At 59.6% G+C, this 12741-nt stretch carries 9 protein-coding genes and 2 pseudogenes; 9 read left to right on the forward strand and 2 right to left on the reverse strand.

The features are described 5' to 3' along the window. The first annotated feature begins 54 nt into the window (after positions 1-54). Together BFR47_RS00455 and BFR47_RS00460 are read left to right on the forward strand one after the other, a co-directional pair. Complete coding sequence (locus BFR47_RS00455; RefSeq protein ID WP_071471241.1) at positions 55-396, forward strand: 5-carboxymethyl-2-hydroxymuconate Delta-isomerase; 342 nt, start codon at positions 55-57, stop codon at positions 394-396. An 84-nt stretch (positions 397-480) separates the two neighbouring features. Further along, positions 481-1041 carry an anti-virulence regulator CigR family protein gene (locus BFR47_RS00460; RefSeq protein ID WP_245748722.1) on the forward strand — a complete coding sequence of 187 codons (561 nt, stop codon included), beginning with the start codon at positions 481-483 and terminating at the stop codon, positions 1039-1041. Positions 1042-1068: 27 nt separating this feature from the next. Here BFR47_RS00460 and BFR47_RS00465 read toward each other — a convergent pair whose 3' ends face one another. Continuing rightward, positions 1069-2022, reverse strand: coding sequence for a sensor domain-containing diguanylate cyclase (locus BFR47_RS00465; protein ID WP_071471242.1), 954 nt, complete (start codon positions 2020-2022; stop codon positions 1069-1071). A 3-nt stretch (positions 2023-2025) separates the two neighbouring features. After that, positions 2026-3030 carry a response regulator gene (locus BFR47_RS00470; protein WP_071471243.1) on the reverse strand — a complete coding sequence of 335 codons (1005 nt, stop codon included), beginning with the start codon at positions 3028-3030 and terminating at the stop codon, positions 2026-2028. 265 nt (positions 3031-3295) lie between these two features. Here BFR47_RS00470 and BFR47_RS00475 point away from each other — a divergent pair. From BFR47_RS00475 to BFR47_RS19355, 7 genes and pseudogenes are all read left to right on the forward strand, one after another. Continuing rightward, positions 3296-4984: pseudogene (locus BFR47_RS00475) on the forward strand (SulP family inorganic anion transporter); the annotation flags it as partial. Between the two features lie 80 nt (positions 4985-5064). Continuing rightward, positions 5065-5535 (forward strand): methyltransferase family protein, encoded by a 471-nt coding sequence (locus BFR47_RS00480; RefSeq protein WP_071471245.1) that lies wholly within the window; start codon positions 5065-5067, stop codon positions 5533-5535. A gap of 123 nt (positions 5536-5658) precedes the next feature. Next, positions 5659-6597, forward strand: a complete 939-nt coding sequence (gene rluF / locus BFR47_RS00485) for a 23S rRNA pseudouridine(2604) synthase RluF (protein ID WP_071471246.1) — start codon at positions 5659-5661, stop codon at positions 6595-6597. 265 nt (positions 6598-6862) lie between these two features. Next, the gene (gene ydiJ / locus BFR47_RS00490) at positions 6863-9919 is read left to right on the forward strand and encodes a D-2-hydroxyglutarate dehydrogenase YdiJ (RefSeq protein WP_071471247.1); all 3057 of its coding nucleotides are present in this window, start codon (positions 6863-6865) and stop codon (positions 9917-9919) included. A gap of 60 nt (positions 9920-9979) precedes the next feature. After that, the gene (locus tag BFR47_RS00495) at positions 9980-10228 is read left to right on the forward strand and encodes a GlsB/YeaQ/YmgE family stress response membrane protein (RefSeq protein ID WP_071471248.1); all 249 of its coding nucleotides are present in this window, start codon (positions 9980-9982) and stop codon (positions 10226-10228) included. A gap of 651 nt (positions 10229-10879) precedes the next feature. Then, positions 10880-12159: pseudogene (locus BFR47_RS19350) on the forward strand (DEAD/DEAH box helicase); the annotation flags it as partial. A gap of 51 nt (positions 12160-12210) precedes the next feature. Further along, the gene (locus BFR47_RS19355) at positions 12211-12648 is read left to right on the forward strand and encodes a DbpA RNA binding domain-containing protein (RefSeq protein ID WP_483869858.1); all 438 of its coding nucleotides are present in this window, start codon (positions 12211-12213) and stop codon (positions 12646-12648) included. The last annotated feature ends 93 nt before the right edge of the window (positions 12649-12741 follow it).

Consider the following 12741-nt stretch of genomic DNA (forward strand, 5'->3'; position numbering starts at 1 on the left):
TTCGTTATCTGAAAGCCCCGGCAACGGGGCTTTTTTTTGTTTCAGGGAGGCAGCATGCCCCATTGCATTATCGAATATTCCACCACCCTGACCGTTCAGATCAGTCCCGCCGGGCTGGTGGCTGCGGTGCATCAGGGCGCGGTCGACAGTAGCCTGTTCGGCCTCGACGATATCAAGACCCGGGCGATGGGTTACGACTATCATCATAATGGCGGCAGCCAGCGCGATTTTATCCATGTGACGCTGAAAATTCTGTCCGGCCGCGACTCCGAGCAGAAGGCCGCCTTGTCGGATACGGTGCTGGAGGCGCTGGCCGAGCTAGGCTTGCAGAATATCGCCCTCACCGTCGAGGTGGTCGATCTGGATCGGAGCAGTTACGCCAAGCGGTTGGTCTGAATCCGACGTACCCGCGGCGGTCCCGCTTGGCGAGTTGTGTCCGCAGGGCATAGAGTAAAGGCGTGTCACAAGGCAGGAGGTTCCATGAAGACCCGATTAAAGCTTGCAGCTCTGATGCTCGGTGGCCTGCTCGGCAGCGCCGTCATGTCCGCCCAGGCACAGCCCCCCGAAGGCAAAGGCCAGGACCATGCTCCCGGCAAGCAGAAAGAGCAAAAAGATCAGAAATGGCGTAACGACGACCACCGGGACCAAAAGCCGGAACGCCGCCAGGATGATGACCGCGACCGGGTGTCTCGGCATGAACACGAACGCGACCGTGAGCATCGGCGTGACCATGACCGTGACCGGCGGGGAGACCGGCATTACCCCGATGTCGATGAAACCGCTCTGCGTCTGATATTCCGTGAGCACCGGGATTGGCTGGATTACGATAGCCGGCGGGATGCACTGCCGCCGGGGATCAGGATGAACCTGCAGCGGGGCAAGCCGTTACCGCCCGGCATCGCCAAACGCTTTGATCCTCGTCTGCACGAGCGACTGCCTTATTATCAGGGGCACGAATGGCGGCGGGCGGGGGACAAGGCGATACTGGTGGATTTGGCTACCGAAAACGTCCGCTTTGTACTGGAGAGTATGTTCGACTGAAGATGAACCCGCTGTCGGCAGCGGGGTTCAGACGCAAACGACCCGGTTTTTACCCGAATTTTTGGCCGCATACAGGGCGTCGTCGGCCAGACGCAGCCATTCGGCCGACAGGTTGATACCACCTCTGAGGGGGGCGATGCCCAGGCTGATGGTATAGCGAATATCGCTGCCATGGGGGGCGACCACGGCGGCTTCGACGGTCTGGCGTAGTCGTTCGGCGATAATGCGGGCTCCCTCGGCATCGGTTTCCGGCAGGATGATACCGAATTCCTCGCCACCATAGCGTCCGGGATGATCCGTGAGGCGCAGGCTGCTACGAATGCTGGCGGCGACATGGCGGATCACCTCATCGCCGGTCGGGTGGCCGTGGTGATCGTTGATGGACTTGAAGTTGTCTATGTCCAGCATCACCAGACTGCAGTCATGACCATAGCGTCGGTAACGGGCGAACTCGGCATCGAGCTGGTTCTCCCACGCGCCCCGATTCAGCAGGCCGGTCAGGTTGTCGGTGATGCTCAGGCGGGCCAGTTGTGCATTGGCCTGTTCCAGCGCCAGTCGGCTACATGCCACATCGGTGACATCGTAGATCATCAGGCATACGCGGGTGATGCTGCCATCGGGGTCCGTCAGCGGGCTGATGGTCAGGTTTTGATACATGGCGGGGGCGGTGCCGGTCACCGGGCGGGTGGTGCCGAAGCGAAACAGGTAAGGACGTTGCTCCCAGGAGGTAAAGGTACGGGTCTTGAGGGTGACAACCGTATCTACCTTGCGCCGCAGCCAGGTCTCGGGCAGATCGGGAAACAGTCTGAACAGTGGTCTGTCCCGTACTTCGCCGGCGGTCAGCCCGCTGTGATTTTCCATGAAACCGTTCCACAGCTGTATCTGGAAATCCAGATCCAGAACCACCAGGCCGATCTCGACCGACTCCAGCATATCCAGCAGCCAGTGAAAGGCGTGTGGGTCCTGTTGGGTGAGATTCATCGTTTACTCCGCCAGATAAATCAGACGCTGCTCCAGTCGGTTGACCGAGTCTTCCGTCAGCAGTACCAGGAGGTTGCAGTGAAGGTGCAACTGCTCCAGCTCGTAGGGGATTTCGATACACAACAGTTGTTCGCTCTGCCGATCGTGATGTTCGAGCAAGGTGGTGACCTGTTGGTGTTGCCCGAGAACCGAGGGCTGTGACAGCCCCAAACGAATATCGAGTTGCTCTCCGAGTCCATTAAGGAAGGCGCCAAACAGGATACTCGACATGTCCATCAGTATCTCAACTTCGTTCGCTGCCGTGTCGGGGGGGGCGTAATGCAGTAGCCGGGCCATTTCCCCGATGCTGGCATCGGAAAACAGCAGCAGCGCTTCTCCGGATACGCCGGCCCCCACAAAGCCCTGACAGACGGCGGAATAATGGTTATTGCCTTCTGCGGCAGAAATGACCATGCTGAGCTCGCTGCGATCTATTCGTGACACCCGCGGGATCGGCTGTTCAACAAATACATTCAGCAGTCGGGCCAGCAGATCGGTGGCTTGTCCCATGGCCACATTGGCCATCTCCTGCAGGTAACTCTGGAGTGATGGTGCAGGGGAAGGCAAGGTGTCAGGCGCACTCCGCCGGGTATCGGCACCAGGCCGGTAAAGCCCATAGCTGGACAGTTGCCGGGCCAGTGTCTGCGCATTGACGGGTTTTTTAAGGAAGTCCAGCGCCCCCAGCTCCTTGACCTGTTGCAGCGCCTGAGGCTGAATATCGCCGGAAACCACCAGTGTCAGCACCCGGATTGCTTCCTGCTGGATCGCCTGTAACACGCCATAGCCATCCAGCTCCGGCATGTTGAGATCGAGAAACAATACATCGATGTGCTGACTGCGCAGCAGGTTCAGGGCATCGCTCCCCTGCTCGGCAAACTGGATGTTTATATCCCAGTCGTCGGGCAGGGTGGCGGCGATTTGCTTACGAGCCAGGGCCGAATCGTCACATATCAGAACATGGGTCGTCATGCCGTCAGTGCCTGTGTTATTGATGGAAGTGCTCGGCAGTCTGGCCAAGATATGCTATTCAAACATACTTTTGTGAGAGTGGATAGGTTGCATATGAAACCACGCTGTCATTTTGAAAATCAGGTTTGTTTATTTGCAATATTGCTGGTGAGGTAACAATTGTGACCGTCGATTATTGACAGGGTGTTCGGCGCCCTCGGACCGGCATGCTCGTTCGTGCCGGCGCTATAATCTACTTCAGAACAACAATTATAATTGGTTGAAAATGGACAATTTTTTCTCTCTTGGACGATGGATGCCGGGGCTGGTCGTGTTGCTGGGATACCAGCGGGCCTGGTTGCTGCCGGATATCAGGGCCGGCGTCTCGGTGGCGGCGGTGGCACTGCCGGTCGCCATTGCCTATGCCGAGCTGGCCGGGGTCGGCGCCGTGGTCGGGCTCTATTCCTGTATTCTGCCGATGATTGCCTATGCCCTGTTCGGCTCTTCCCGCCAGTTGATTGTCGGGCCCGATGCCGCCACCTGTGCGGTCATTGCCGCCGTGGTCACCCCGCTGGCAGCGGGGGATGCCAGCCGCCACTGGCAACTGGTGATGACCATGACCGCCATGACCGGCTTCTGGTGTCTGGTTGCCAGCCGGTTCAAGCTGGGGGTGCTGGCCGACTTTTTGTCCCGGCCCATTCTGATGGGATTATTGAACGGGGTGGCGATCACCATTATCGTCGGTCAGCTGTCCAGTATCTTTGGCTTTACCTTCGCCGAAACCGGGCTGATTGAGCGGGTGTTGGCGGTGCCGGATTATGTTTCCCTGGTGCATGTACCCACCCTGGGCATCGGCCTGCTGACCCTGACGGTGATGCTGCTGTGCCGGCGTTTTCGGCCTCAGCTACCCAGCTCATTGCTGGGGCTGGCGGTTGCCGCGACCCTGCTTTGGTTCATGGGGCCACAGCGGCTCGAGGTGGCGGTGGTCGGTACCCTGAGCGGGGGCATCCCCCGGTTGCAGATACCGGAGTTTCCGCCCGGCCTGATAAGGGAGCTGGTGCTGCCGGCACTTAACCTCGCCATGGTGAGCTTTGTCTCCATGATGCTGACCGCCCGCAGCTTTGCAGCCAAAAACGGCTACGATATCGACGCCGATAAGGAGTTCAGGGCGCTGGGGTTTGCCAACCTGGCTTCGGCGCTTTCCCAGGGCTTTGCCATCAGTGGTGCCGACTCCCGCACCGCGGTGAACGACGCCAACGGCGGCAAGAGTCAGCTGGTTTCCATTGTGGCGGCGCTGGTAATTGCGGTGGTGACCTTTTTCCTGACCTCGCCCCTGCAATACATCCCCACTGCCGCGCTGGGTGTGGTGCTGGTAATGGCCTCGCTGTCGCTCACCGACTTTCGCGGCCTGTGGGCGCTGCGCCATTCGGATAACGCCGCCTTCTGGCTGGCCTGGATTACCTTCGCCAGCGTGCTGTTCATGGGAGTGATCCCCGGAATTACCCTGGCGGTGCTGCTGGGGCTGTTCCAGTTTCTGCGCAATGTGATGCGCCCGACCGATCAGCTGATGGGCATGAACGGCGAGGGAGTAGTACATACTCTGGGTCATAATGAAGAGGTCAAGGCCATCACCGGGGTGTTGATTTACCGCTTCAATTCGCCGCTGACCTATTTCAATGCCGCCTATTTCAAGAGGCGGGTATTGCAGCTGCTAACCGGTGAGGCCCATCCGCCCAAGTGCCTGATCATCGATGCGGTTTCCTGTTTTACTCATCAGGATATCAGCGTGATGAGCATGGTCGGCGAACTGCACAAGGAACTGAAACGTCGAGGTATTCATATGGTGATGGCGGGACGACGCGGTCAGATGACCCACTGGCTGAAACAGGCGGGCATCCGGGTCGGCGAAGAAGGCATACTGGTCTATCCCGATCTCTATCAGGCCCTGCGCATGACCCGGGCCGATCGGGAGCCGCCACCGGCCGCCGAATCCCGTGACCCGGTGGAAGCACCGGAGGTCGCAAGTGCGGTGTTCAGGCAACAGGAGTCTTCCTGATGGCCCGACTATCTGCCTACCTGCTGTGGTTGCCGCCGCCGGGCGTGGTGGCACTGACGGCGACCATGATGTGGCTGACCGGACAACAGGCGGGAGGCTGGTCGGTGGTTTTTTCCGGGCAACAGCCGCTGGCGTTGTTGATGCTGCTGACGGCCCTGGTGGCGATGCTGCTGGCGGTCTGGCAGCTGCACCGGGCCCGCACCACGGTACTGCCATTCAATCCCGGCAACAGCAGCAGCCTAGTGACCGGCGGCATTTTTCGCTATTCGCGCAATCCCATTTATCTGGGGGATTTGTTGCTGTTGCTGGCGTGGGCGCTCTGGCTCGGCAATTTTCTCAGCCTGCTCTGGCTGCCGTTGTTTATCGGTTACATGAACAAGGTGCAGATAGCGGCGGAAGAAAGGGCGCTGGCGGCGAAGTTTGGTGCCGATTACCTCGACTACTGCCACCGGGTTCGGCGCTGGCTTTAGCTCGGTCAGGCTTGCGAGTGCCTGCCGGCAACTCTACACTGGCCGCTTTTCATCATCAAACCTGCCCTAACCGGGGTATTCATGCCGGTTGATGGCAGGCCATCGGGAGAGAGTACCGGCCCTATGAGCGAAGACAACGGCGCTACCCGCCTCAATAAATTCATCAGCGAAACCGGCATCTGCTCCCGGCGCGAGGCCGACCGGCTGATCGAACAGGGACGAGTCACCGTCAATGGCGAGGTGGCCGGCATGGGGGTGAAAGTGACCACCGCCGACCACGTGACCGTGAACGGCAAGCCGCTGCGCGCCAAGCCCCAGGCGGTGTATCTGGTCTACAACAAGCCGATAGGCATTACCTGTACCACCGACCGGGCCATTCCGGACAATATCGTCGATGCGGTCAAGTACAAGGCGCGCATCTTTCCCATCGGCCGGCTCGACAAACCCTCCTGTGGCCTGATCCTGCTGACCAACGACGGCGATATCGTCAACAAGATACTGCGGGCCGGCAACGCCCACGAGAAAGAATACATCGTCTCGATGGACAAGCCGGTCACCGATGACTTTGTCGCCCGCATGGGGGCCGGGGTACCGATACTCGATACCGTCACCAAGCCCTGCAAGGTCAGAAAGGTCGGCCCCAAAACCATCAATATCACCCTGACCCAGGGCCTGAACCGCCAGATCCGCCGCATGGCCGAATACCTGGGATTCAGTGTCACCAGCCTGCGTCGGGTGCGGATCATGAATATCGAGCTGGGCGGGCTGAAATCCGGCCAGTGGCGGGAAGTGACGCCGAAGGAGCTGGCGCAGATCAACGCCATGATTGCAGGATCGAGCAAGACCGAAGAAGCCTCGATTCTCGAGCAACCCAGAGCCGCCCGGCAGGGGCCGCGGATCAAGGACAAGCCGGCAGCGCCCGGTCGCAATAAACCGTCGACACCCCGCGAACGAGACCGTCGCTCCGCTCCGGCGGGTGCTGGCCGGCCCGGCTCGCGTTCGGGTTCCAGGCCAAGCAGCCGGCCAGGTGCCCGACCCGGCGGCAAGAAGCCCGGGCGCTGAGATTTTGCCGAAGCTTCAATTCGTCATTCTAACGAACGTCAGAATCTGGTCTTTCTGTTGATTAGGGCGTTGTTGGCGTGAGATACCGGGGCAAGCCCGGTATGACGGTGATCTCGTTATTCTGGCGGACTTGCCGTTCCTTTATTTCTGTCAAGTTGCGGCCCCGGGGAAGGAGCAAAGCGGCTAGTGACCCATTGCTGCCGAGTGTATACTAGCCGCCACTTCGGGCGCACTTTCACAACAGGATTACAGGGAACAGGCCGTTATGATCCCAAGGATTGATCTGCAGCAACAGATAACCCCTACTTATTTTGCTTTTCTCGACGCGCTGGCCGACAGCGGCTTTCGTGGTGATATCGAACGCAGCTATGCCAGCCGGTTGGCGGTGGCCACCGACAACAGCGTCTATCAGAGCCTGCCTCAGGCGGTGGTGTTCCCCCGTTCGACTCAGGATCTGGTGGTGATGCTGGGGCTGGCGACCAAGACTGCCTACCGGGACATCAAATTTTCTCCCCGGGGCGGCGGCACCGGCACCAATGGTCAGTCACTGAACGACAACATAGTGGTGGATTTGTCCCGCCACATGCATCAGTTGCTGACGATTGATGCGGAAGGCCGCCGGGTGCGGGTGCAGACCGGTATGGTCAAGGACCGGCTCAATCAGCTGGTGGCGCCACACGATCTCTTCTTCTCTCCGGATCTGTCGACCAGCAACAGAGCCACCCTCGGTGGCATGATCAACACCGATGCGTCCGGTCAGGGCTCGCTGGTTTACGGCAAAACCTCGGATCATGTGCTGGGCGTGACTGCCGTGCTGGTGGACGGCACCATCATCGAGACCGGCCCCGTCTCCGGCGAGGCGCTGGACCAGAAGCTGGCAGAAGACAGCCGGGAAGCGGAGCTGTATCGCTGCGTTTATCACAGCGTGACCGACCACGCCGGTGAAATAGAACAGCGTTTTCCCAAGCTGAACCGCTTCCTGACCGGTTACGATCTCAAGCACGTCTATGACAAAGCCTCTCATACCCTGGATCTGACCCGTATTCTGTGTGGCTCCGAAGGCTCGCTGGCCTTTATTGCCGAAGCCTGGCTCGACCTCACTCCCATCCCGACCTATCGCACCCTGGTCAACGTCAAGTACGACAGCTTCCAGTCGGCGCTGCGCAATGCGCCGCTGATGGTGGAGGCCAAGGCGCTGTCGGTGGAAACCGTGGACTCCAGAGTACTGGGGCTGGCGCGGGAAGACATCATCTGGCATTCGGTCAGCGACCTCATTCAGGACGTGCCGGGCAAGGTGATGGACGGCCTGAACATGGTGGAATACGCCGATCAGGACGGAGACGCCCAGCGCGAGAAGGTCGAGGCACTCTGTGCCCGGCTCGATGGCCTGATCGAACGGGGCGAGGCGGGCATCATTGGTTATCAGGTGTGTGACGATCTGGCCTCGCTCAACCGCATCTACGCCATGCGCAAGAAGGCGGTGGGCCTGCTCGGCAACACCAAGGGCCGCAACAAGCCGGTGGCCTTCGTGGAAGACACCGCGGTGCCGCCCGAGCACCTGGCCGACTATATCAATGAATTCCGCGCCCTGCTGGATGAGCAGGGTTTGCAATACGGCATGTTCGGCCACGTGGATGCGGGGGTACTGCACGTGCGTCCGGCGCTGGACATGACCGATCCGGAGCAGGAGGTGATGCTGCGCAAGATCTCCGATCAGGTGAATGCACTCACCGCCAAATACGGCGGCCTGATGTGGGGCGAGCACGGCAAGGGCTATCGTTCCGAGTACAGTCCCACCTTCTTCGGCGAAACCCTGTTCACCGAGTTGCGCCGCATCAAATCGGCCTTCGACCCCTTCAACCGGCTCAACCCCGGCAAGATTTGTACCCCGCTCGACAGCCTGGATCAGCTGGTGTCGGTAGACGCCACCAAGCGTGGCTTCTTCGACCGGCAGATTCCGGTCCATGTGCGTGACGGCTTCACCCAGCCGATGGACTGCAACGGCAACGGCCTGTGTTTCGACTTCGATGTGCGCTCGCCCATGTGCCCGTCCATGAAGCTGACCGCCGATCGTCGCCATTCGCCCAAGGGCCGGGCCGGGCTGGTGCGGGAGTGGCTGCGCCAGTTGTCGGCTCAGGGCTTCGATCCCATGGCCGAAGAGGCGGCGGTGATGAGCCGCAGCGCCAGCGTCAAGGGGCTGGTGGAGCGGGTGAAATTCACCTGGCAGAAAAGCCGGGGCGAGTACGACTTCTCTCACGAGGTGAAAGAGGCGATGGACGGCTGTCTGGCCTGCAAGGCCTGCTCCAGTCAGTGCCCGATCAAGGTGGATGTGCCCACCTTCCGCGCCCGCTTCCTGCAGCTGTATCACCAGCGCTACCAGCGTCCGCCCAAGGATTACATGGTGTCCTGGGTCGAAAGCTATACCCCCTGGATGGCCAAGGCGCCCAGGCTGGTCAATCCGGTGATGAGCAACAAGTGGGTACAGAGCGGCGCCAGGTCGCTGCTGGGCATGGTGGACATGCCGCTGGTGAGCGATCCCAGCCTGAATAACCTGCTGGCAGCCAGTCCGGCGGCACGCTTCGACATGGCCGAGTTGCGGGCACTCAGCGACGAACAGAAGGCGAAAACCCTGCTGATAGTGCAGGATCCTTTCACCTCTTTCTATGATGCCAATGTGGTGTTCGATCTGGTGCAACTGGCGACCGCGCTCGGTTTCAATCCGGTGGTACTGCCGTTCAAACCCAATGGCAAGCCGGCCCACGTCAAAGGCTTTCTGCGCCGCTTCGCCGCCATGGCGGCCGACAGCGCCCAGTTCCTCAACCATCTGGCCCGGCTCGGCATTCCTCTGGTGGGGGTCGATCCGTCGCTGGTGCTCTGCTACCGGGATGAATACACCAAGATCCTGGGCCCGGCCCGGGGCGAGTTCGAGGTGCTGCTGCCGCAGGAATGGCTGCTGCAGCAACTGGAGCGGCTGCCCGCCAGAACCGCGGAAGGCGAGCCCTGGTATCTGTTTGCCCACTGTAGCGAAAAAACCGCGCTGCCGGCCACTCACCAGGATTGGAGCCGGATCTTTACCCATCTTGGCGCCAGGCTTGAGCCGGTGGCGGTGGGGTGTTGCGGCATGGCCGGTACCTATGGTCACGAGCGCGAGCACCTGGAAGGCTCCAAGCAGTTGTATGCCATGAGCTGGGCCGAGCCGATGAACAAGCTGCCGCGGGAACGTTGCCTGGCCACCGGTTTTTCCTGCCGCAGCCAGGTCAAGCGCATCGAAGGGCAACGGATCAAGCATCCGGTGCAGGCACTGCTAAGCTTGTTGGCTTGAACCGGCGCGTGAGGGGGGAAGGCTTCACCCCTCACCATATTTGCGAATGAAGGAGAGCATATGGGTCTGATACTGGGTTTGATTATCGGTGGTCTGGCCGGCTGGATTGCCGGTAACCTGACGAAAGGGCAGGGCTTTGGCCTGCTCGGCAACATACTGGTCGGCCTGGTGGGCGGCTTTCTCGGCGGCGTGGTGTTTCGTCTGCTGGGGCTGGCGGCCACCGGTGTCATCGGCTCTCTGATCATGTCGGTTATCGGCGCCGTTCTGCTGATTTTTATCGTCGGAAAAATCAGACGCTCCAGGTCGTAGGCCGCCAGCGGGTGTAGGGGCGATAGGCCGCCACAAGGCGGCTTCTGCACCATGGATCGTGCTAGCTGCGGCCCTTGGCCGACAGCCAGCCATTCCCTTCGGCTTCAATTAGTGCTGGACAATTTACCCTGATTAGAAGAGAATGCGCCCTCAGCCCAGTTGGGCATGACCTTTTGTGATGTGGGTCACGACGATTTAAGCTTAAATGTGTTGCTTAACTATGTCGTTATAACCCGCCTATTCGGCATGCTACATGGCGATTCAACAGAGCAATCAAGTTGAACTCGTTAAGACCCTGGGTTTATGTAGCTGCCAAAGTATGTGCGTTGAAGCGGGTTATATTGCGTTTTTTAGGAACATAACGCATCACGTCCGCGCCAAACGACGCGACCCTTCTCGGGTTGCCCGTCCCCTCCATTTGGGCGCGACGACACAAGTCTGGCAGATCGACATCCATGATGAGAAAGACGGACTGGGTTAACCCGGAAAGTCAACCATGGCGGTGTTGAGACAAAAACGGCCAGATTAGCCTTGTGAATCTTAGTGTGTATACACTCTGTAAAGGGAAGCCCTCACGATAAGTGAGCATGGGTTGTCCCTGGCCTTTTACTGTATCAGTCCGCCGACATTCTATTTATTCGGAACTGTTAAATGACAAATACTTCTACTGTACCTGCGACTACCGTACCTGCTTTTGCCGATCTTGGTCTGGCGCCTGCCGTATTAAATGCACTGGCCGATGCCGGTTATGTGCAGCCTTCTGCTATTCAGGCCGCCGCCATTCCGACTCTGCTGAGCGGTCGTGATGTTCTGGGTCTGGCACAAACCGGTACCGGTAAAACTGCCGCCTTTGCTCTGCCGTTGCTGAGCAGCATCACCGGTGGCAATGCCACTCCGCAGGTACTGGTGCTGGCGCCGACGCGTGAACTGGCCATCCAGGTTGCCGAGTCTTTCGAAGCTACGCCAAGTACCGCAAAGAAATCCGTATCCTGTCCATCTATGGTGGTCAGGCTTATGACTCGCAAATTCGTGCCCTGAAGCGCGGTGTCGACATCGTGGTCGGTACCCCTGGCCGGGTAATGGACCACATGCGCCGTGGCACCCTGAAGCTGGACAACCTGCAGGCACTGGTGCTGGATGAAGCAGATGAAATGCTGCGCATGGGCTTTATCGACGACGTTGAGTGGATTCTGGAGCAGACTCCGTCCACCCGTCAGATTGCCCTGTTCTCGGCCACCATGCCGCCGGCCATTCAGCGTGTTGCGCAGAAATACCTGAAAGACCCGCAGGAAGTACGGATCGAGAACAAAACCCGTACCAACTCCAGCATTCGCCAGCGTTACTGGTTTGTGCGTGGCATGAACAAGCATGAAGCCCTGTGTCGTCTGGTCGAGACCGAAAACATGGATGCCATGCTGGTATTCGTGCGTACCCGTAAGGACGCCGAAGATCTGGCGGACATGATGAGTCGCGAAGGTCACGCCTGTGAAGCCCTGCACGGCGACATTCCGCAGAAACTGCGTGAAAAAGTGATTGAGCGTCTGAAAAATGGCCGTCTGAACATCCTGGTTGCCACCGACGTGGTTGCCCGTGGTCTGGACGTTGAGCGCATCAGTCATGTGGTCAACTTCGACATGCCCCACGACAACGAGTCTTACGTGCACCGTATCGGCCGTACCGGTCGTGCCGGCCGTGAAGGTGATGCCATCCTGTTTGTAACCGGTCGCGAAAAGCGCGGTTTGTACAACCTGGAGCGCCACACTCGTCAGCCGATCGAAGAAATGCAGATGCCGTCTGCGGATGAAATCAACAAGATCCGTGCCGAGCGTTTCAAGTCTCGTCTGCGTGTCAGCGTTGAAGCCGATGAAAAATCACTGGCGCCTTTCGCCGAGATGATTGAATCGCTGCTGGAAGAAGGCATGGACAGCGCCCAGCTGGCCGCCGGTCTGGCTCGTCTGCTGCAGGGCGACCGTCCGTTGTTCATGGAAGACCGCCCGATGGCCGCTCGCCGTCCCGACGTGCGCGAAAACCGTGAACGTGGTGAGCGCACCGAGCGTCCGCGTGCTGCCCGTGGCGGCCGTGACGACGTCTCTGGCGTGGTGATGGAAACCTTCCGCGTTGACGTGGGTCGGGTACACGGCGTCAAGCCGGGTCACCTGGTTGGCGCCATCGCCAACGAAGCAGACCTGGAGTCCCGTTATATCGGCCAGATCCAGATTCACGATGATTTCTCTACCGTGGATCTGCCGGAAGGCATGACTGCCGATGTGCAGAAGGTTCTGCAGAACGTGCGTGTTTGTCAGCGTCCGCTGAATCTGGCCAAGTACGAAGGCGGCCCGCTGCCCCGTCGCAGCTTCCGTGCCAACGACGATCGCAAGCCGCGTTCACCTCGTCGTAACGACAAGCGCCTGAACGGCTAATCACCGCTTCATCGTGCTACTAAAAGGCCTGCCGGGTAACCCAAGCCATTCCCCTTTCGTGTGCATGGCTTGAGGCGGGGAAAATGGGCGACG

The sequence above is a fragment of the Oceanisphaera psychrotolerans genome (assembly GCF_001870485.1).
GTDB classification, from domain to species: domain Bacteria; phylum Pseudomonadota; class Gammaproteobacteria; order Enterobacterales; family Aeromonadaceae; genus Oceanimonas; species Oceanimonas psychrotolerans.

Bases quoted from the DNA above. Each gene is read 5' to 3' on its own strand.
- BFR47_RS00460 (WP_245748722.1), top strand. From the start codon at position 481: ATGAAGACCCGATTAAAGCTTGCAGCTCTGATGCTCGGTGGCCTGCTC.
- BFR47_RS00470 (WP_071471243.1), bottom strand. From the start codon at position 3,030: ATGACGACCCATGTTCTGATATGTGACGATTCGGCCCTGGCTCGTAAG.
- rluF (WP_071471246.1), top strand. From the start codon at position 5,659: ATGAGCGAAGACAACGGCGCTACCCGCCTCAATAAATTCATCAGCGAA.
- BFR47_RS00465 (WP_071471242.1), bottom strand. From the start codon at position 2,022: ATGAATCTCACCCAACAGGACCCACACGCCTTTCACTGGCTGCTGGAT.
- ydiJ (WP_071471247.1), top strand. From the start codon at position 6,863: ATGATCCCAAGGATTGATCTGCAGCAACAGATAACCCCTACTTATTTT.
- BFR47_RS00480 (WP_071471245.1), top strand. From the start codon at position 5,065: ATGGCCCGACTATCTGCCTACCTGCTGTGGTTGCCGCCGCCGGGCGTG.
- BFR47_RS00495 (WP_071471248.1), top strand. From the start codon at position 9,980: ATGGGTCTGATACTGGGTTTGATTATCGGTGGTCTGGCCGGCTGGATT.
- BFR47_RS00455 (WP_071471241.1), top strand. From the start codon at position 55: ATGCCCCATTGCATTATCGAATATTCCACCACCCTGACCGTTCAGATC.
- BFR47_RS19355 (WP_483869858.1), top strand. From the start codon at position 12,211: ATGGAAGACCGCCCGATGGCCGCTCGCCGTCCCGACGTGCGCGAAAAC.